This is a genomic window from Cryptosporangium sp. NPDC051539 (assembly GCF_044454545.1).
Lineage (GTDB): Bacteria > Actinomycetota > Actinomycetes > Mycobacteriales > Cryptosporangiaceae > Cryptosporangium.
On record NZ_JBITDV010000005.1, the window covers coordinates 127,338 to 146,268 of the forward strand.

Sequence of the window (18,931 nt, forward strand, 5' to 3'; positions counted from 1 at the left end):
GGGCGGCACGTTCAGCGGGGCGGCACGTTCAGCGGGGCGGCACGTTCAGCGGGGCGGCACGTTCAGCGGGGCGGCACGTTCAGCGGGGCGGCACGTTCAGCGGGGCGGCACGACGGGCCGCCCGGGAGGGAAGGGGGGCGGCCCGGCGGGAGTTCGGCGAGGGTCCGGCTTCAGCGAGTGACGGGCCGGACCGATTAGCTCGCGTGGAACTTCTTCACGATGTCGCTCGGGATACGGCCGCGGTCGGAAACCTTGAATCCGCGCTTCTTGGCCCATTCCCGGATGGCCTGGTTCTGCTCACGATCAGCAGTCGCCGTGGAACCGGTGGAGCGGGTGCGGGTAGCAGCAGCGGCAGCCACCTTCACCGCGGTGGCCCGGCCGGCCTTCCGGGCTGCGCCGACGTAAGGCGCAACCGCGTCCCGAAGCGTCGAGGCGTTCTTCGAAGACAGATCGATTTCGTAAGACACACCGTCCAACGAGAACGAAACCGTCTCTTCTGCGTCCCCTCCGTCGATGTCATCGACGAGAAGCACCTGCACCTTCTGCGCCACGAATTCCTCCCGGATCACCAGAAAACCTGGGTACGGCTAAATACAATCATGGCATCGACCGAATTGCCAATACCCAGTATCGTCAAAACGCTCGGTAACCGAGCGATGCCCTTATACCGGCCGGACGAACGGGAAGAGAATCGTCTCGCGGATGCCACGACCGGTGAACACCTGGAGCAAACGGTCCACGCCCAGGCCCATTCCGCCGGACGGCGGCATCCCGTATTCCAGGGCCCGCAGGAAGTCTTCGTCGAGCTGCATCGCCTCGTCATCACCCTTCGCCGCCAGCGCCGACTGAGCGAGCAGGCGCTCACGCTGAATGACCGGGTCGACCAACTCGGAGTAGGCGGTACCGCGTTCGACCCCGTCGATGTAGAGGTCCCACTTCTCCGCGACGCCGGGCAGCGAACGGTGCTGACGCGTGAGCGGGCTGGTGTCGGTCGGGTAGTCGCGGACGAAGATCGGGCCGGCGAGGCGCTCTTCACAGAGTGCCTCGAACAGCTCCTCGACCAGTTTGCCGTGTACCCAAATAGGATTCACAGCAACACCGTGCTTCTCGGCGTACGTCCGCAGCACCTCGATCGGGGTCTGCGGCGTCACCTCCTCGCCGACGGCCTCGGAGACGAGCGTGAACAGCGACGCGGTCTCCCATTCGCCGCCCAGGTCGACCTCGGTGCCGTCGAAGCGCTCGACGAGCGTCGACCCGAACACCGCGGTCGCCGCCTCCTGGTACAGCTCCCTGGTCAGCCGGGCCATCGTGTCGTAGTTGCCGTAGGCTTCGTACACCTCGAGCATGGTGAATTCCGGCGAGTGTGTGGAATCCGCCCCTTCGTTACGGAAGTTTCTATTGAGTTCGTAAACCTTCTCAATGCCACCGACGACGCAGCGCTTCAAGAAGAGCTCAGGCGCGATCCGTAGGTACACATCGAGATCGAACGCGTTGAAATGCGTGATGAAGGGCCGCGCCGCCGCTCCACCGTGCACGTTCTGCAACATCGGCGTCTCGACCTCGAGGAACTGCCTGCGGTACAGGGAATCCCGCAAAGCACGCACTGCTTCCGTACGCACTTCCACCATCCGGCGCGCCTCGGGCCGAACGATCAGATCCGCATAGCGCTGCCGAATCCGCGTTTCTTCGCTCATCGGCCGGTGCGCCACCGGAAGTGGGCGGAGCGCCTTTGCGGTGAGCACCCAGCGATCTGCCAGCACGCTCAACTCGCCGCGGCGGGAGGTGATCACTTCGCCCTCGACGCCCACGTGGTCACCGAGGTCGACCAGCGCCTTCCAGTTTTCCAGCGATTCCTGACCGACCTGCGCGAGGCTGAGCATCGCCTGCAGTTCGGTTCCGTCGCCCTCACGAAGAGTCGCGAAGCACAGCTTCCCCGTGTTCCGCACAAAAATGACGCGGCCGGTGACCGAAACCCGCTCACCGGTGTGCTCGTCCGGACCGAGTTCCGGGTACCGGTCACGGATCGAGGCCAGCGTCGTCGTCCGCGGGAACCCGACCGGATAGGGCTCGATGCCTTCGGCGAGCATCCGGGCCCGCTTCTCCAACCGGACCCGTACCTGCTCGGGCAGATCGCCGTCGACGTCTTCTGGCGCCTGCTGGTCGGGTCGGGGGTCGGTGGAGTTCTCGGTCACGGCCAAAGCCTATCGAGCCGCTCCGATCTGTTTTGACCGGTGGTTCGCCGTCTCAGCTCCCGGACGCGATGCGCAGGCGCCTGCGCAGGGCCGCGCTCGCCACCGGCCCCAGGTCGTCGGCGACCTCGAGCAGGATTCCGAGCCGGTCGAGCGCGTCCAGGGCACGGTTGCTGCCGGCTGGGTCGACGGCCTCGAACAGCTCCATACCGACGAACGCCGCCGAGACAGCGTGGGCCAGCCCTTCGACGTCGACGACCGATTCGATCGGCGAACCGGCGACGACCCGGCGCAGCACGCTCTCGATCTCGCGCACCCAGAGTCCGATCGCCTCGCTGGTCGCGACGGCCAGGCGTGCGTCGCCCTGGGCACCGGCCAGCATCTGGGCGAGCAGCGTGACGTTGCCGCGCTCACGCTGGTCGGAGTGCAGTTCGCGGCCGAGCGCGAGGAGTTCGCGCAGCGTCCGGACCGAGGCGAAACGGTCTCGGTAGCGTTCGACGTCCTCGGCGGTGGAGACGCGGCAGGCTTCGTTGAGCAGGTCGGCGACGCTGCCGAAGTGGTAGAAGACCAGCGCCTGGTTGACGCCGGCGGTGGCGGCCACCGTCCGCGCGGACGTCCCGGCGATGCCGTTGCGGCGCACCGTCTCGATCGCGCCGTCGATCAGCCGCCGTCGGGTGTCTTCCGCCATGTCTCTCCGTTCGCCGTCTCTCCGTTCGCCGTCTCCCCGCCCGCCGTCCCCGCCCGCCGTCTCCCCGCTCGCCCGGCCCTGTCCGTCCACCCGGTCCGGCGCTGACGGTAGCCCGCGTCCGACCGGGACCGCGCTCGGGCCGAGCCCGGCTCCGCGTGCGGCCAGGTCGACCGGCCTCCGCAGGATCGGCATCCGGCCAGCACCGCGACGCCGATCAGCGCGGCCAGGAACGACAGCAGCAGGGCCGCGCACACCCCACCGGGCTCCGGTACGAGGCAGCCAGCAGCGCCGGCAGCGGCACCCCGAGCACGAGGTACCGCACGAGCGTCACGCGGGCTCCGGCCCGAGCGAATCGAGCAGGTAGTTCTCCGCCGCGCGCACGAACGCGTCCTCCGTCGGGCCGAAGTACCAGGACGGATCGAGGCGGCGCTCGAACTGGATCTCCAGCCGGACGTCCGGTCCGCCGCCGGACCGGCCGGCCCAGGTCAGCGACGCCGCCCGGGCCGACCGCCTGGTCGGGAGTCGGGTAGCCGAGCGCGAGCAGCACCGGCCGGGCCGCGCCGAACCGCGGGCCCGCGCGTCGGTGACCTCAGCGGGCCGCGGCCCGATCGAACGCCAGGCGCAGGCCGATCAGCGTGAGGTTCGGTTCGTGCTTGGTGATCTCCCGGGACTCGCCGATGACCAGCGGCGCGAGCCCGCCGGTCGCCACGACGGCGGTCACTCCACCGAGCTCGTCCACCATCCGCCTGGCGATGCCGTCCACCTGGCCGGCGAACCCGAAGATGATCCCCGACTGCAGCGCCTCGACCGTGTTCTTCCCGATCACCGACCGTGGCCGCACCAGCTCGACCTTCCGCAGCTGGGCGGCCCGCGCGGCCAGGGCGTCCACCGAGATGTCGATGCCCGGCGCCAGAGCGCCACCGAGGAACGCGCCGTCGGCCCCGACGACGTCGAAGTTCGTCGACGTGCCGAAGTCGACGACGACGGCCGGACCGCCGTACAGGTGATACGTGGCGAGCGTGTTCATGATCCGGTCGGAACCGACCTCTTTGGGGTTGTCCATGATGATCGACACCCCGGTCCGGACGCCGGGCTCGACGATCATCGTCGGGATGTCCCCGTAGTACTTGTCGAGCATCGACCGCAGCTCGCGCAGCGTCGACGGCACGGTCGAACACGCGGAGACGCCGGTGATCTGCACCGCCTCGCTCTCCAGCAGCCCGCGGAACTGCAACGCGAGCTCGTCCGCGGTCATCCGGCTGTCGGTCCGGATCCGCCAGGAGTGCACGAGCTTCTCGTCGGCGAAAGTCGCCAGCACGATGTTGGTGTTGCCGACGTCGATGGTGAGCAGCACGGTTACGAGGCCTTCCGCGGTCGCAGGTCCAGAGCGATGTCGAGGATCGGCGACGAGTGCGTCAGCGCCCCGACCGACAGGTAGTCGACGCCGGTCTCGGCGAACTCGCGGGCGCGCTCGAGCGTCAGACCGCCGGTGGCCTCCAGCTCGGCCTTGCCGCCGACGGCGGCCACCACCTCGCACAGCAGCGCCGGCTCCATGTTGTCGAGCAGCAGGAACGTCGCTCCGGCGGTCACCGCCTCGACGGCCTCGGCCACCGTGGTGACCTCGACCTGTACCGGCACGTCCGGGAAGGCCGAACGGACCGCGTCGTACGCCGCCGTGATCGAGCCGGCCGCGAGCTTGTGGTTGTCTTTGATCATCGCGACGTCGTAGAGGCCCATCCGCTTGTTGGTGCCCCCACCAGCACGAACGGCGTACTTCTCGAGCGGACGCAGCAGCGGCGTCGTCTTGCGGGTGTCGAGCACCCGGGCACCGGTGCCCTCGATCGCGGCCGTCCAGCGCCGGGTGTGGGTGGCGATCCCGGACGTGCGCGAGATCAGGTTCAGCGCGGTCCGCTCGGCGGTGAGCAGCGCCCGCGTCGGCCCGGAGATCGTCGCGAGCACGTCGCCGCGGTGCACGACGGTGCCGTCGCCGACGCGCGCGTCGAATTCCGTGACCCCGACGGCGGAGAACACCGCCTGCGCGACCGAGAGCCCGGCGATCACGCCGGAGGCCCGCGCCACCAGGTCCACCACGTCGACCTGATCGGCCGGGATCGTGGCGACGCTCGTCACGTCGACGCCGTCGGGGCCGCCGAGGTCCTCGGCGAGCGCTCTCTGGGCCAGGTCGGCCACCCAGGCCGGATCGAGCTGGTTCATGCCATCGCCTCGTACGTCTCGGTCAGTGCGCCGTTCGGCGCGATCGCGGCCAGCAGGTGTCCCCGCCAGGTGTCTGACGCGTCCGGGAAGTCCTCGCGCCAGTGGCAGCCTCGGGTCTCTTCCCTGGTGAGCGCAGCCGTCACGAGCGCGGTCGCCACTGTATGCAGGTTGGTGACCTCCCAGTTCGCCGGGCGGGGGTCGACCGAATGCTTCCCGCCGAGCTGCGCCAGCGTGTCCGATGTCGCCTGCAGCGACGTCGCGGAGCGCAGCACCCCCGCGCCGCGCACCATCGCGTGCTGCACGTCCTCCCGGACCGTCGAGGACACCACGTAGTGGTCGAGGCCGCTGCCCTCGATGTCGACCGGTTCGGTCTGCGGCGGCAGGTCACGGGCGAGGTCCGCGCCGATCCGTCCGGCGAAGACCAACCCCTCCAGCAACGAGTTGGACGCGAGCCGGTTGGCGCCGTGCACGCCGGTGCAGGCGACCTCACCGCACGCGTAGAGGCCGGGCACGCTGGTCCGGCCGTTCAGGTCGGTCCGGACACCGCCGGACGCGTAGTGCGCGGCCGGCGCCACCGGGACCAGATCCGTGACCGGGTCGATACCCGCCTGCCTGGCCCGGGCCAGGATCGACGGGAACCGGTGCTCGAGGAACTCCCGTCCGAGGTGCCGGGCGTCGAGCCACACGTGCTCGCGGCCCGACGCGAGCATCTCGCGGGTGATGTTCTTGGCGACGATGTCTCGCGGGGCGAGTTCGGCCAGCTCGTGCCGACCCACCATGAACCGCTCGCCGTCGGCGTTGCGCAGGTAGGCGCCCTCGCCGCGCACCGCTTCACTGACCAGCGGTTGCTGCCCGGCCGGGGCGTCCGCGCCCAGGTACAGCGCGGTCGGGTGGAACTGGACGAACTCCAGGTCGGTGACCGCGGCACCGGCCCGGAGCGCGAGCGCGACCCCGTCGCCGGTGGAGACGGCCGGGTTCGTGGTGCTCGCGAAGATCTGGCCGAGTCCGCCGGTCGCGAGCACGACCGCGCGGGCCAGGACCGCGCCGACGCCGTCTTCCGAACCCTCACCGAGCACGTGCAGGCTGACCCCGGCGGCCCGGCCGTCGGCGCCGGTGAGCAGGTCGAGCACCAGCGCGTGCTCGATCAGCCGGACGCCGGGGTCGCGGCGGATCGCCGCGTGCAGCGCCCGCTGCACCTCGGCACCGGTGGCGTCACCGCCCGCGTGGACGATCCGGTCGGCGTGGTGGCCGCCCTCGCGGGTGAGCATCAGCGAGCCGTCCCGGTCGCGGTCGAACTCGGCGCCGGCCGCGATCAGTTCGTACAGTCGCCCCGGGCCCTCCCGGGTGAGGACGTCGACCGCGACCGGGTCACAGAGCCCGACGCCGGCGATCAGCGTGTCTTTCGCGTGGGCAGCCGGGGTGTCGAGCGGATCGAGCACGGCGGCGATGCCACCCTGCGCCCAGCGCGTCGAACCGTCGTCGATGTTGACCTTCGTCACGACGACGACCGACAGGCCGGCTTCCCGGGCGTGCAGCGCGGCGCAGAGCCCGGCGACGCCGGACCCGATCACGCAGACGTCCGCGGTGACGGTCCAGCCGGGCGAGGCCGCCAGCAGCCGCCTCGGGACCGTCACAGCGCGACCGGACCGTTGTCGATCAGCCGGGTCGTCCCGACTTTGGCCGCGAGCAGCAGCCGGGCCGGGCCGCTCCCCGGCGCCGGTCCGAGGTCGGGCGCGGTGACGACCGCGTAGTCGAGGTCGAGACCGTCGACGCTCAGCGCCTCGCGGGCGGCCTCCTCGACCGCGGCCACGCCGTGCGGACCCGCGGCGGCCCCGGCCTTCAGTGCGGCCGCCAGCGCCAGCGCGGTGGCCCGCTCGGACTCCGACAGGTATCGGTTCCGGCTGGAGAGCGCGAGGCCGTCCGGCTCGCGCACGGTCGGCACACCGACGACCTCGATGTCCAGGTCGAGATCCCGGACCATCTGCCGGACGAGCGCGACCTGCTGGTAGTCCTTCTCGCCGAAGAACACCACGTCGGGCCGGGTCAGGTTGATCAGCTTGAGGACGACCGTGAGCACGCCGTGGAAGAACCCCGGCCGGCTCGCGCCTTCGAGGATCTCGCCGAGCGGCCCCGGGTTGACGCGGGTGTTCGGCTGTCCGCTCGGATACATGACGTTGACGGTCGGGGCGAACACGATGTCGACGTCTTCGCGGGCACAGATCTCCAGGTCGCCCTCGAGCGTGCGCGGGTAGCGGTCGAAGTCCTCGTTCGGGCCGAACTGCAGCGGGTTGACGAACACCGTGGTGATCACGGTGGCGGCGCGCGCCCGAGCCTGGCGCAGCAGCGCGGCGTGCCCGTCGTGCAGCGCGCCCATCGTCATGACCACCGCCACCGGCCCGTCAGCGAAGTCCCGGACCCGGGCCAGCGACTCGCGGTCGCTCACCACGACAGGCGTACGGACCGTCATAACCAACTCCATCCGTGCGGGGTGCAGGTCCTCGAAAGCCTTCTTGCAGACGCCCGGCGAGCGGCGCCGCGGGCGATTGGAGCGCCGTTCAGGTCGCCGCGGAGTGGCCGCCGAGTACGTCGAGCAGACTCTCCGCGGCGGCCGGATCGAGGCGGCCGGCGGCGATCGCCCGGTCGGCGGTACGGCGGGCCATGGCCAGGTATCCGGCGACCGCGCTCGGCTGGCGTCCGCGCAGGACGTCCAGGTGGCCGACGACCGTCCCGGCATCGCCACGGGAGACCGGACCGGTCAGCGCGGCGTCGCCGGACCGCAGCGCGTTGTCGAGCGCGGCACCGGCCAGCGGCGCGAGCGCGAGCCCGGGCTGTTCGACCCCGGCCGCACGCAGCAGGTCGGCGGCATCGTTGATGAGCGTGACCAGGTGGTTCGCGGCCACCACCAGCGCCGCGTGGTACAGCGCCCGCTGCTCGTCGGCGATCCAGAGCGGCTCGCCTCCCATCTCGAGCACGAGCGCTTCGCCGACCGGACGCAACTCGGGCGGTGCGGTCACACCCCAGGACACGCCGGCCAGGCGGCTTTCGTCCTCGTCGCGGCCGCTGAACGTCATGATCGGGTGCAGTGCCAGCGGCAGCGCGCCCACCCGCGTGGCGGGCGCGAGCACCCCGAGGCCGTGGGCACCGGAAATGTGGACGACGATCTGGCCGGCCCGGAACGCGCCGACCTCGGCGAGGCCGGTGACCAGCGGCTCCAGCGCGTCGTCGGGCACCGCGAGCAGCGCGAGGTCGGCGGCCGCGACCACGGAGTCGGGCGGCACGATCGGGGTGCCGGGCAGGCGGCGGGCGGCTCGGTCGAGCGAGTCGCTGCTCACCGCGGAGGCGGCCACGGGCTGGTGACCCGCGCGTGCGAGCGCGGCGGCGAGTACCGATCCGGCGCGGCCGGCGCCGACCAGGCCGACCGCGAGCCGTGCCGGCCGGTCGGCCGGGGACGGCGGGGTGCCGTGCGAGTGATCCATGATCCAGTCCTCGAATCGGGTACCGGTCGGCCCAAGTATGCGTGCGGGTGCGAGGTCCAGGTAGGCCATGTCGGCGGTGTCACAGCACTGTTACAACGTTCGAATTACACCCCTTGCCGTAATTGTCGTATTCATCTATTAATGGGATGAAGCCGACTAAGGAGGCTGCATGGCTCGCGTGCGGACGACGCCCCGCCACACGGCTGCACCGGCGCGCTCGACCGAAGAACACCACTCGGTGTTCGAGGATCGGTCGGTGCTCGATGCGCTGTGGAGCGCGGTGGTGGCCGCCCCCACGAGCGTGATGCCCCCGATGCCCGACGCCCCGGAGCCCGACGCCCCGGAGAAAGCCGCCGACCTCGCCGCCGAGCCTTCCGACCAGCCGAACCGGCCCTCGGAGCAGCCCGCACCCGCCGAGCCCGCCGGAGCGGCTGGTCCCGGAGCGGCTGGTCCCGGAGCGGCTGGTCCCGGAGCGGCTGGTCCCGGAGCGGCTGCACCGGCTGCGCCCGCCGCGACGGCCGCACCCCCTGCGCACGCAGGAACGACTGCACCCGCTGCACCGGCGGCTGCGCAGGCGGCGGCTCGGGCGGCCACGGCGGCGCCGCCGCCGTTCGAGCCCGTGCTCGGGCGACCGGTCTTCCCGGCCGGCCTGCCCGGGATGGCCCCGCCCCACCACCCCGCCCCGGCGACGTCCGCCCCCGAGCGGGCCACGGCACCGCCGCCCACCGACCACGCGACGACGGCCGGACATCCCGCCGCCGCGGGGAACCCGGCCGAGCACCCGCCCCGGGCCACCGGGCCGTTCGACCTGAGTTACGCCGCCCCTCCGGCCACGAACCGCACGATCTGGGCCGGCCCGAGACACGCCGCCCCGCACGACTGGAACTCGCTCAGCGCGCTGCTGACGATCGAGACCCCGACCGCCGTCGCCGACGCCGGTCTGCTCGTCCTGCGCCTGGTCATCGGCCTCACGATGGCCGCCCACGGTGCCCAGAAGGCGTTCGGCGCGTTCGGCGGCGACGGCTTCTCCGCGACCGCGGACGGCTTCTCCGCCCTGGGCTACCAGCCCGGCGCCCTGTTCGCGCTGGCCGCGATCATCGGCGAGCTCTTCGGTGGCCTCCTGCTCGCGGTCGGGCTGCTCACGCCGCTGGCCGCGGGCGGCATCATCGGCGTCACGGTCAACGCGATGGTCGCGGTCAACCTCGGGAACGGCTTCTTCGCGACGAACAACGGCATCGAGCTGCCGCTGATCCTGAGCGGCGCCGCGCTCGGCCTGCTGGTCACCGGCCCGGGCCGGTACGCCGCCGACGCCCGGATCCCGTTCTGCAACGGGGCCGCCGTCCAGTGCGCCGCCGCCGCGGTAGCCCTCGTGGCCCTGCTGGCCAGTCTGGGCGCTCACCTGATCTGAGGGAGCGACCTCGCCACGGCGCCTTGACGGGCTCGTCCCGGCCCGGACGAACCCGTCAAGGCGCCATTTCTTCGTCGGTGTCGGGAACCGACAGCGGCAGGCGCACGGTGGCCAGCAGGCCGTGGGGCGACGCGTCCGCCAGCGTGATCGTGCCGCCGTGACGGCTCACGATCTCCAGGGCGATGGCCAGGCCGAGGCCCGAGCCTCCACTGTCCCGGTCCCTGGCGTCGTCCCGGCGGGTGAAGCGCGCGAACACCCGTTCCCGGTCGGCGGCCGGGATCCCGGGCCCGTCGTCGACGACCTCGAGCGTGCCCCAGCCCGACTCGGAACCGAGCCGTACCTCGACGCCGCTCTCGGCGTAGCGCACCGCGTTCTCCACCAGGTTCGTGACGACCCTGGTCAGCCCGTCCTCGTCCCCCTCGACCACGGCCGACGCCGCCCCCGGCCGATCCACCCGCACGACCGGCACTCGAGCGCCCGTGGAGCGCGCGACGGCGGCATCCGCGACCAGCGCGAGCTCGACCGGCTCGGGCGGCCGGTAGCGGGCCGGGCCGTCGTCCATGCGCGCGAGCAGCAGCAGGTCGTCGACGAGCCGGGTCAGCCGCTCGACGTCGGCGAGCAGGTCACCCGGCTCGGCCGGGGTCGCGGTCACCTCCGCCACCTCGATCTGGGTCCGCAGGCTGGCCAGCGGGCTGCGCAACTCGTGCGCGGCGTCGGCGACGAACGCCCGCTGCCTGGCCCGGGCGGCGTCCAGCCGCGACAGCATCGAGTTCAGCGTCTCGGCGAGCCGGAAGATCTCGTCGTGCGCCCGCGGCAGCGGCAGTCGCTCCGCACCACCGCCACGAACGCTCCCACCGATCCCGGAGCCGCCGGCCGCGATCGTCTCCGCGCCCCGGCGGAGTGCCTCGACCGCGTGCAGCGCCGCGCCGACCATCCGCCAGGCCAGCACCACCAGCACGACCAGCAAGACCCCGTACCCGGTCAGCAGCCCGACCCGCACCACCCTGACCGACTCGTGCACCTCGCTGGCCGGCACCGCTACCAGCACGGTCTTGGGATCCTCGGCGGTACCCGCCGAGACCGCCACGACCCGCACGACCCCGTCGACGCCGAACCGGTAGCCGGGCTCGTAGCGCTCCTCGTCCCGCAGAACGAGCTCCACTTCGCTCGACGGCAACATCGGGACCAGCCGATCCGCACCGGCCGACGCGGCCAGCACCCGGCCGTTCCGGTCGATCACCTGCACGACCGTCGTGCCGCCGGCCGGGATCGGGTCCGGCAGCCGGTCGGCGTCGACCAGCGCGGCGACGTCCGAACCGGTCTGCCTGGCCGCGCCGTCCAGCGCGCGCTCCAGCGAGGCGCGCAGCACCACGACCAGCACGACCAGGCTCAGCGCCAGCGCGACGAGCACCGCCGCCGTGGCCAGCGCCACCAGCCGCGTCCGCAGCCGGGCTCGACGCCAGACGCGTCCGGGCAGGTGCACGAACCTCATCCGCCGTCCGGCTCGAGCCGGTACCCCGCCCCCCGGACCGTCGTCACGGCCCGGCGCTCGAACGGCTGGTCGATCTTGCGTCGCAGGTAGCCCACGTACACCTCGACGACGTTCGCCTCGCCGGTGTCGTAGAGATCCCAGACGTGCTCGAGCAGCTCGACCTTGCTGACGACCTCACCGGCGTGGCGCATCAGGTACTCCAGCAGCGCGAACTCGCGCGCGGTCAGCGTGATCTCGACCCCGGCCCTGGTCACCCGCCTGGACGCCGGGTCGAGCTCCAGGTCGCCCGCGCTCAGCACGGTCGGACGCTCCGGCGCGCCCCGCCGCAGCAGCGCCCGCAGTTTCGCCACCAGCACGACGTACGAGAACGGCTTGGTCAGGTAGTCGTCGGCACCGGCGTCCAGACCGTCGGCCTGGTCGTACTCACCGTCCTTGGCCGAGAGCATCAGCACCGGGACCCAGTTCTTCTCCGCCCGCAGTGCTTGGACCACCCGGTAGCCCGAGAGCTTGGGCAGCATGATGTCGAGGATGACCGCGTCGTACTCGTTCTGGCGGGTCCGTTCGAGGCCATCCATGCCGTCGTGTGCCACGTCGACGACGAACCCCTCGGTCTGCAGGCCGCGCCGGAGCGCCCCGGCCAGCCGAATCTCGTCCTCGACGACCAATACCCGCACTTGCATCCCTTCGTTACGCCAGTTGACAGCGGGGCAAGCCTCCGGCATCCGCACTGTGAGGGTGCTGAGTACCACCCGCCATCTCAGCCCGATCTCAGCATGCACCGAGCAGCATCGGCAGGTAGCTAAGCCACCGGGAGGTGTTCGCCATGTCTCCGCGAGATTCCGGAGCGCCGCACGAGCCCGAGGTGCTCTCGTCGACCTCGGGATCGGTCGCACAGCGACCGCTCCTGGTCCGTCGTCCGTCGTTGCGCTGGGCCGTACCGGCCGTCGTGCTCGTGCTCGCGTTGGTCGGCGGCGGCGTCAGCCGCATGCTCACCGCCGACGCGTCCCCCTCGCTACCACCACGGACCGCCTCCGCGCTGCTCGTCGATCTGCAGTCGGCGCTTCCGCAGAGCTTCTCCGGCACCGTCGTCCAGAAGTCCGACCTCGGTCTGCCGAGCTTCCCGACGTCCGGAGCGCAGGGCAGTTCGGACTTTCTGTCGATGCTGACCGGCACCCACACGCTGCGCGTCTGGTACGGCGGGGAAGACAAGCAGCGCGTAGCGCTGCTCGGGTCCCTCGGCGAGTCCGACGTCGTCCGCAACGGCAACGACCTGTGGACGTGGTCGAGCACGAAGAACCAGGCCACCCACACCAAACTCGATCCGGACGACCTGAAGCACCCGTCACCGTCGGCGGCACCGTCCACACCGCAGGACGCCGCCGACTGGCTGCTGAGGTCGCTCTCGCCCAGCACCGACGTCTCGACCGACGGAACCGCCAAGGTCGCCGGCCGGGCCGCGTACGAGCTGGTGCTGAAGCCGAAGGACCGCGCGTCCCGCGTCGGGCAGGTGCGGATCGCGGTCGACTCCGAGAAGAAAATGCCGCTCCGGGTGCAGGTCTTCGCTCGCGGCGCGTCCACTCCGGCATTCGAGGTCGGGTTCACCCAGGTCTCGTTCGACGCCCCTGACCAGGCGCAGTTCACGTTCACCCCGCCGCCCGGCGCCACGGTGAGCGAGGGAAAGCCGGGCACGACTCACGAGAAGCTGCCGAAGGACCGGATCACGACGGTCGGCTCGGGCTGGACCCGCGTCGGCATCGTCAGCGACGTCACGAAGCCGACCGAGGGCCGTGGGGGCGACCTGCTGAGCGCTCTGCCGAAGGTGAGCGGCTCCTGGGGTAGCGGGCGTCTGTTCGAGTCCGACCTGCTGTGCGCGGTACTGACCGACGACGGACGGGTGGTGTTCGGCGCCGTCGATCCCGAGCGGCTCTACCAGGCGGCGGCGCGATGACAGCGCCTGCGGTCGAGCGTCCGCAAGACCTCGATCGTGCGCACGGCAGTGCGCTCGCGGTCAGCACCGCGGGTTTGACGAAGCGGTTCCGCAGCGGCCAGGTCGCGGTCGACGGCCTCGACCTGGCCGTGCCGACCGGGTCGGTGTACGGGTTCCTCGGCCCGAACGGGTCGGGGAAGACGACGACGATCCGGATGCTGCTGGGCCTGGCCCGGCCGACGGCGGGGACCGCCCGGCTGCTCGGCGGCCGAATGCCGGAGGACGCCGCGCGCGTGCTGCCGCGGGTGGGCGCGCTGGTCGAGGGACCGGCGTTCTACCCGCACCTGTCCGGGCGGGAGAACCTCCGGCGGATCGACGCGGTCGACCGGACGGCCGACCCGACGACGTCCGCGGAACGGATCGCGGCGGCGCTGGACCGGGTCGGCCTCACCGCCGCGGGCCGCAAGAAGTACCGGGCGTACTCGCTCGGGATGCGGCAGCGGCTCGGTCTCGCGGCCGCGCTGCTGCGACCGCGAGACCTGCTGGTGCTCGACGAACCGACGAACGGCCTCGACCCGCAGGGCACCCGCGAGGTCCGCACGCTGATCGCGGAGCTGGCCTCCGGCGGCACGACCGTGATGCTCTCGACGCACCTGCTGGCCGAAGTCGAGCAGATCTGCACCCACGTCGGCGTGATGAACGTCGGCCGGCTGGTCGCGCAGGCCCCGCTGGACGAGTTGCGCGCGGGCACCGCGCCCCGGGTCGAGGTCGAGAGCGACCGGCCGCTGGACGCGGTCGACACGCTGCGGCGAGTCGGGCTGACCGACATCGAGCTGGACGGGAACCGGGCCCGCGCGGTCTACCACGACATCCCGGCCGACCGGGTCGTGGCCGCACTGGTCTACGACGGCGTGCCGGTGCAGGGTTTCCGGGTGCTCTCCCCCACGCTGGAAGAGGTATTCGTCGGGCTCACCGGGGAGGGCTTCGATGTCAGCGCCTAAGGCCTACGCCGCGGTACCGGGGGCGTTCTTCCCGGTGCGCTTGCGCGAGCCCGCCACGATCGTGCAGGTGGCCGGACTGACCGCGGGTTTCCCCACCGGGCGTTTGTTGCTGTCGGAGCTCCGGCTCGTGTTCGGGCGGCGGCGCAACCAGGCCGCGCTGCTGATGCTGGCGGCGGTGCCGGTGGTGATCGCGGTCGCGGTCCGGTTCGCGGGCCCCTCGACCGGTCGCGGGCCGGCGTTCCTCGCGCTGGTGAACGGCAACGGACTGTTCGTCGCGCTGACCGCGCTCGCGGTGGCGCTGCCGCTGTTCCTGCCGCTGGCCGTGTCGGCGATCGCCGCGGACGCGGTCGCCGGTGAGGCGAACCTGGGGACTCTCCGGTACCTGTTGACCGTGCCGGTCGGGCGGACCCGGTTGCTGCTGGTGAAGTTCGCCGCGGTCGTCGCGTACACGATGGCCGGTATCGCGCTGATCGGTGCGGTCGGCGCGGGAATCGGCGTGCTGCTGTTCGGTGGCGGCTCGACCGCGCTGCTCTCCGGGACGCAAATCGGGCTCGGCGGCGCGTTGCTGCGGCTCGGGCTGGTCTGCCTGTACCTGACCGCGTGCCTGGTCGCGCTGGCCGCGATCGGGGTGTTCGCGTCGACGCTCACCGAGCAGCCGATCGCGGCGACGATCGGGGTCGTCGCGGTCACCGTGACGTTCCAGATCCTGGAGGCCGTGCCCCAGCTCGCGTTCCTGCACCCGTTCCTGCTCACGCACTACTGGACGGACTTCGGCGAGCTGCTGCGCGATCCGATCGGGTTCGGAGCACTGGTGCCGGGGCTGGTCAGCGCGGCGGTGTACACGGCGGTGTTCGCGTCGGCGGCGTGGGCGCGGTTCGGGGCGAAGGACGTCACCTCTTAGTGCCGGTGTCCTGGCGGGAGGCCGCGTCCGAGGCCCTGTACGGGCCCGGCGGGTTCTATCTGACGCACCGTCCGGGGGCGCATTTCCGCACGTCCCTGCACGCGGCTCCGGAGCTGTTCGCGGACGCCGTCGGCGAGTTGCTCTCGCGGGTGGACCGGGCGTTGGGGCATCCGGATCCGCTGGATTTCGTGGATGTCGGTGCGGGTGGTGGCGAGCTGGTTTCCGCGCTGCCTTCGCGGCTGGGCCGGCGGGTCCGGGTGACCGCGGTCGAGCGTGGGGGTCGTCCTTCGTCGCTGCCGTCCTCGGTTTCCTGGGTCGGGGAGGTTCCGGCGCTGACCGGGCTGCTGCTGGCGAACGAGTGGCTCGACAACGTCCCGGTGGAGGTGGTCGAGCGCGACCCGTCCGGGGCGGACCGGATCGTGCTGGTGGATCCGTCTTCCGGCGCCGAGTCGCCGGGGGCGGTCGTCTCCGGCGCCGACGCGGCGTGGCTGGCGCGGTGGTGGCCGCTGTCCGAGCCCGGCGACCGGGCCGAGGTCGGTTCCGCGCGTGACGCGGCCTGGGCGGCGGCGGTGGGGCGCGTACGGCGCGGTCTCGCCGTGGCGGTCGACTACGGCCACACGGTGGACGCCCGGCCGCGCGGCGGGACGCTGAGCGGGTATCGCGACGGCCGGCAGGTGGTGCCGGTGCCGGACGGGTCGTGCGATGTCACCGCGCACGTGGCGATGGATTCGCTGGCGCCCGGCCTGCCGCTGCGGCGGCAGCGCGACGTGCTGCGCGCGCTGGGGGTGTCGGGGGCTCTGCCTCCGCGCTCGCAGGCCACCGCGGATCCGGCCGGGTATCTCCGTGCGCTGAGCGCCACGTCCAGGGCCGCCGAACTGACCGCCGTACCGGGCCTCGGCAGCTTCCACTGGCTGCTGCAACCCAAGAACGTCGAAGACGCTCTGCTCTGACCCGGCCCGCTGCCTACGGAACGACCGCCTGGGCGGCTATCTGGATCAACGCTTCCTGGTCCCAGAAGCGGCGGACCTCGGCCAGGGAGAGGGCCGGGGCGGCACCGCTCAGGCGGGCGCGCCAGACGCTACCGATCGCTCTGGCGGCGGCCTTGTAGTCGTCGATCGAGGTCACCTGGATCTCGACCCGGGTCAGGTGCTCGCAGGTGCCGCCGCTGGCGGCCAGCGCGGCGAGCAGGTTCTGGATCGCGCGGTCGAACTGCGGAACGAGTCCACCGTCGACGATGCGGCCTTCGTGGTCGGCGCCGGTCTGCCCGGCCAGGAACACGAACTGTCCGGACGCGACCGTGGCGTGCGAGTACCCGCGCGGATCGGGAACCTCGAACGGGTTGACCCGGCGCCCGGCCCGCGACGGCCCGTCCGGACGGGCGGCACGCGGACGCGGCTCGGGAGCCGGGCGGCGGGCCGGGTCGGCCACGACCGCCCTCCCGGACACCGCGGCGGCCCCACGGACTCCGCGCGGCCGGTCACCCGTGTCGGCGACACCGCGCGGCCAGTCACCGGTGTCGATCGGCCCCGAACGCCGTAGCCGGTCTCCGGTATCGGCGACACCGCGCGGCCGGTCGCCGGTGTCGCGCGGGTCGGCGCGGCGCGGACGATCGCCCGGGTCGCGCACCCGGTCACCGGTGTCAGCCGCACCCCGCGACCGCTCGCCGGTGTCGATCGGTCCCGAACGCCGTAGCCGGTCGTCCGTCTCGGAGGGAGCCGACCGTCTCGGTCGGTCGCCGGGGTCGGGCATGCCTCCGCGGACGCGGTCGGTCGCCTCCGGCTCCCGGCGCGGCAGGACCCGGCCGCGATAGTCCTCCGGCTCGGGCCGACGCTGCGGCGGCACCGCCCGCCCCTCCGGGCGCACGTCCGACCGACTCTCCGGCCGGGACCGCTCGCGACTCGCCCGCGCGGCCACCCGCGCCGGATCCTCCCGGCGGATCAAGGAGTCTCCCGGCACCATCTCGTCCGCTGCCTCGAACCCCCGGGGCTCCTCCGCGTCACCGCCGAGAGGCCGGTCGAGCGATCCGTCCAGCGAGCCGATCGGGTCGGTCAACGGATCCGGTGACCGAGGAACGCTCCCGGCCGAGCGCGAACGCCGCCTGGGCTGATCCGGAGAATCCCCGTCACGCGCGTGGTGCCGCCCCTGGCCAAGGTCGTCGGTTACTCCGTAGCTCACGCCACAACCGTCCCAGCGTCGTCGGTTTCCCCTTGCCCGTCTGCGGTGCGGACGTCTTCCGCGTCGAAGCGGCCCCCGGACAAAACGAGTTGGCAGACACCTTACGATGCCCCACCCACCCCAGGTGACCAAATCGGACGACGCTCAGTGAACTCGTCACACGGTTACCTGCAACGACTCCAACCCTCGGATGATGAACCCGGGCTTCCACCGCGGCTCCTCGGCGAGCGCCAGCCCCGGCACCCGCCGGATCATCGTCTCGAACGACGCCCCGAGCTCGACCCGCGCCAGCGGCGCCCCCAGACAGAAGTGGATGCCGGCCCCGAACGAGATGTGCGGGTTCGGCGTCCGCCCCAGATCGAGACGCTCGGCGTCGGCGAAGACCGCGGAGTCCCGGTTCGCCGACCCGAACAGCAATCCGATCTCGGTACCCCGGGGAATCCGGACGCCGTGCATCTCGATGTCTTCCAGCACCCACCGCTCGAACATCTGCAGCGGCGTGTCCCACCGCATCAGCTCCTCGATCGCGGTGCCGACCCCGACCTCCCCCGATCGCAGCCGGGCCAGCTCCGACGGGTTCCGGAACAGCGACCACCACCCGTTGCCGGTCACGTTCACGGTCGCCTCGTGCCCGGCGTTCAGCAGCAGCACGCACGTCCCGACCAGTTCGCCGTCGGTCAGCTGATCACCGGCGTCGACGACCGACGCCAGCGCGCTGATCAGGTCGTCGCCGGGTTTCGCGCGCCGCTCCTCCGCCAGCCCCACCAGATACGACGAGAACTCGATGCTCGCCCGCACCGCCGTCGCCTCGGCCTGGGCCGACGGGTTCAGCTCGTACATCCCGCAGATGTCGGCCGACCAGGGCCGCAGGAGGTGCCGATCCGACTCGGGAATCCCCAGCATCTCCGCGATCACCGCGACCGGCAGCGGCTCGGCCACCGTCGAGATCAGGTCGACCGCCGACCCGTCGGACCCGGCGTCCAGCAGGTCCGACACCAGCTGCGACGCGAACTCCTGCACCCGCGGTGTCAGCCGCTGAACCGTCCGCATCGTGAACGCCTTCGAGACCAGCCGCCGCAGCCGGGTGTGATCCGGCGGCTCGACGTCGAGCATCCCGTTGCGGATCAGCGTCCAGAACGGCTCCAGGTGCTCCTGGTCCGGCTGGTGGCCCATCTCCTCGTGCGTCGCCACGTGCAGGTACGACCGGCCGAGGCGACGATCACGCAACAGCTTGTCGACGTCCTCGTGGCGGGAGAACAGGTACTGGCCCGTCCCGGGGAACTGCCAGGCCGGCGCGTTCGCACGCAAGTCGGCGTAGACGTCGTAGGGCCAGGCGACGAACTCCGGTGACCACGGGTCGAACGCGGGAGCGGGCACTACTGAACCGGTCATTGCACCACGCTAACCCCAGTTGGTTTCGATCCAGCGTGCCACCATGTCCGGGTGGAACTCACGGTCGG

Annotated in this window: 17 protein-coding genes; 5 read left to right on the forward strand and 12 right to left on the reverse strand. The window is 72.0% G+C overall.

Annotated elements, in window-relative coordinates:
• Window positions 1-194: 194 nt before the first annotated feature.
• From ACIBZJ_RS17065 to ACIBZJ_RS17100, 8 genes are all read right to left on the reverse strand, one after another.
• The gene (locus ACIBZJ_RS17065) at window positions 195-551 is read right to left on the reverse strand and encodes an Lsr2 family protein (protein ID WP_395931232.1); all 357 of its coding nucleotides are present in this window, start codon (window positions 549-551) and stop codon (window positions 195-197) included.
• A 111-nt stretch (window positions 552-662) separates the two neighbouring features.
• The gene (lysS, locus tag ACIBZJ_RS17070; RefSeq protein WP_395930444.1) at window positions 663-2,192 is read right to left on the reverse strand and encodes a lysine--tRNA ligase; all 1,530 of its coding nucleotides are present in this window, start codon (window positions 2,190-2,192) and stop codon (window positions 663-665) included.
• Between the two features lie 52 nt (window positions 2,193-2,244).
• Window positions 2,245-2,877, reverse strand: a complete 633-nt coding sequence (locus tag ACIBZJ_RS17075; protein ID WP_395930446.1) for a TetR/AcrR family transcriptional regulator — start codon at window positions 2,875-2,877, stop codon at window positions 2,245-2,247.
• A 589-nt stretch (window positions 2,878-3,466) separates the two neighbouring features.
• Window positions 3,467-4,231 carry a type III pantothenate kinase gene (locus tag ACIBZJ_RS17080; RefSeq protein ID WP_395930448.1) on the reverse strand — a complete coding sequence of 255 codons (765 nt, stop codon included), beginning with the start codon at window positions 4,229-4,231 and terminating at the stop codon, window positions 3,467-3,469.
• 2 nt (window positions 4,232-4,233) lie between these two features.
• Window positions 4,234-5,091 carry a carboxylating nicotinate-nucleotide diphosphorylase gene (gene nadC, locus ACIBZJ_RS17085; RefSeq protein ID WP_395930450.1) on the reverse strand — a complete coding sequence of 286 codons (858 nt, stop codon included), beginning with the start codon at window positions 5,089-5,091 and terminating at the stop codon, window positions 4,234-4,236.
• A complete protein-coding gene (locus tag ACIBZJ_RS17090) occupies window positions 5,088-6,725 on the reverse strand; it encodes an L-aspartate oxidase (RefSeq protein ID WP_395930452.1) in 1,638 nt (545 codons plus the stop codon). The genes nadC and ACIBZJ_RS17090 overlap by 4 nt, the downstream gene beginning before the upstream one ends.
• Window positions 6,722-7,558 (reverse strand): pantoate--beta-alanine ligase, encoded by an 837-nt coding sequence (gene panC / locus ACIBZJ_RS17095; RefSeq protein ID WP_395930454.1) that lies wholly within the window; start codon window positions 7,556-7,558, stop codon window positions 6,722-6,724. Before panC ends, ACIBZJ_RS17090 begins: the two co-directional genes overlap by 4 nt.
• Before the next feature lie 88 nt (window positions 7,559-7,646).
• Window positions 7,647-8,567, reverse strand: coding sequence for a Rossmann-like and DUF2520 domain-containing protein (locus ACIBZJ_RS17100; protein WP_395930456.1), 921 nt, complete (start codon window positions 8,565-8,567; stop codon window positions 7,647-7,649).
• A gap of 169 nt (window positions 8,568-8,736) precedes the next feature.
• Here ACIBZJ_RS17100 and ACIBZJ_RS17105 point away from each other — a divergent pair, with 169 nt between their 5' ends.
• Entirely contained in the window at window positions 8,737-9,975 is a 1,239-nt protein-coding gene (locus tag ACIBZJ_RS17105; protein WP_395930458.1) for a DoxX family protein, read from the forward strand.
• A 55-nt stretch (window positions 9,976-10,030) separates the two neighbouring features.
• Here ACIBZJ_RS17105 and ACIBZJ_RS17110 read toward each other — a convergent pair whose 3' ends face one another.
• Complete coding sequence (locus ACIBZJ_RS17110) at window positions 10,031-11,467, reverse strand: sensor histidine kinase (protein ID WP_395930460.1); 1,437 nt, start codon at window positions 11,465-11,467, stop codon at window positions 10,031-10,033.
• Window positions 11,464-12,141 (reverse strand): response regulator transcription factor, encoded by a 678-nt coding sequence (locus ACIBZJ_RS17115; RefSeq protein WP_395930462.1) that lies wholly within the window; start codon window positions 12,139-12,141, stop codon window positions 11,464-11,466. The genes ACIBZJ_RS17110 and ACIBZJ_RS17115 overlap by 4 nt, the downstream gene beginning before the upstream one ends.
• Window positions 12,142-12,290: 149 nt before the next feature.
• Here ACIBZJ_RS17115 and ACIBZJ_RS17120 point away from each other — a divergent pair, with 149 nt between their 5' ends.
• From ACIBZJ_RS17120 to ACIBZJ_RS17135, 4 genes are read left to right on the forward strand one after another with little or no spacing between them, the layout of a single operon-like run.
• On the forward strand, window positions 12,291-13,415 hold the full coding sequence (locus ACIBZJ_RS17120) for an outer membrane lipoprotein carrier protein LolA (RefSeq protein WP_395930464.1): 1,125 nt from the start codon (window positions 12,291-12,293) through the stop codon (window positions 13,413-13,415).
• A complete protein-coding gene (locus ACIBZJ_RS17125) occupies window positions 13,412-14,395 on the forward strand; it encodes an ATP-binding cassette domain-containing protein (protein ID WP_395930466.1) in 984 nt (327 codons plus the stop codon). The genes ACIBZJ_RS17120 and ACIBZJ_RS17125 overlap by 4 nt, the downstream gene beginning before the upstream one ends.
• Window positions 14,382-15,296: an ABC transporter permease gene (locus ACIBZJ_RS17130; RefSeq protein WP_395930468.1), complete on the forward strand. Its 915-nt coding sequence runs from the start codon at window positions 14,382-14,384 to the stop codon at window positions 15,294-15,296. The genes ACIBZJ_RS17125 and ACIBZJ_RS17130 overlap by 14 nt, the downstream gene beginning before the upstream one ends.
• Complete coding sequence (locus tag ACIBZJ_RS17135; protein WP_395930470.1) at window positions 15,296-16,246, forward strand: SAM-dependent methyltransferase; 951 nt, start codon at window positions 15,296-15,298, stop codon at window positions 16,244-16,246. Before ACIBZJ_RS17130 ends, ACIBZJ_RS17135 begins: the two co-directional genes overlap by 1 nt.
• Window positions 16,247-16,259: 13 nt before the next feature.
• On the opposite strand, the gene ACIBZJ_RS17140 is transcribed toward ACIBZJ_RS17135, so the two are convergent.
• Window positions 16,260-17,348: a Rid family hydrolase gene (locus ACIBZJ_RS17140; RefSeq protein WP_395930472.1), complete on the reverse strand. Its 1,089-nt coding sequence runs from the start codon at window positions 17,346-17,348 to the stop codon at window positions 16,260-16,262.
• A gap of 279 nt (window positions 17,349-17,627) precedes the next feature.
• Window positions 17,628-18,863, reverse strand: a complete 1,236-nt coding sequence (locus ACIBZJ_RS17145) for a cytochrome P450 (RefSeq protein ID WP_395930474.1) — start codon at window positions 18,861-18,863, stop codon at window positions 17,628-17,630.
• Window positions 18,864-18,931 lie beyond the last annotated feature (68 nt).

What these genes read in the sequence shown, in the direction of transcription:
- ACIBZJ_RS17075 (WP_395930446.1), bottom strand. Translation starts at nt 2,877, where the DNA reads ATGGCGGAAGACACCCGACGGCGGCTGATCGACGGCGCGATCGAGACG.
- nadC (WP_395930450.1), bottom strand. Translation starts at nt 5,091, where the DNA reads ATGAACCAGCTCGATCCGGCCTGGGTGGCCGACCTGGCCCAGAGAGCG.
- panC (WP_395930454.1), bottom strand. Translation starts at nt 7,558, where the DNA reads ATGACGGTCCGTACGCCTGTCGTGGTGAGCGACCGCGAGTCGCTGGCC.
- ACIBZJ_RS17100 (WP_395930456.1), bottom strand. Translation starts at nt 8,567, where the DNA reads ATGGATCACTCGCACGGCACCCCGCCGTCCCCGGCCGACCGGCCGGCA.
- ACIBZJ_RS17105 (WP_395930458.1), top strand. Translation starts at nt 8,737, where the DNA reads ATGGCTCGCGTGCGGACGACGCCCCGCCACACGGCTGCACCGGCGCGC.
- ACIBZJ_RS17110 (WP_395930460.1), bottom strand. Translation starts at nt 11,467, where the DNA reads ATGAGGTTCGTGCACCTGCCCGGACGCGTCTGGCGTCGAGCCCGGCTG.
- ACIBZJ_RS17120 (WP_395930464.1), top strand. Translation starts at nt 12,291, where the DNA reads ATGTCTCCGCGAGATTCCGGAGCGCCGCACGAGCCCGAGGTGCTCTCG.
- ACIBZJ_RS17125 (WP_395930466.1), top strand. Translation starts at nt 13,412, where the DNA reads ATGACAGCGCCTGCGGTCGAGCGTCCGCAAGACCTCGATCGTGCGCAC.
- ACIBZJ_RS17130 (WP_395930468.1), top strand. Translation starts at nt 14,382, where the DNA reads ATGTCAGCGCCTAAGGCCTACGCCGCGGTACCGGGGGCGTTCTTCCCG.
- ACIBZJ_RS17145 (WP_395930474.1), bottom strand. Translation starts at nt 18,863, where the DNA reads ATGACCGGTTCAGTAGTGCCCGCTCCCGCGTTCGACCCGTGGTCACCG.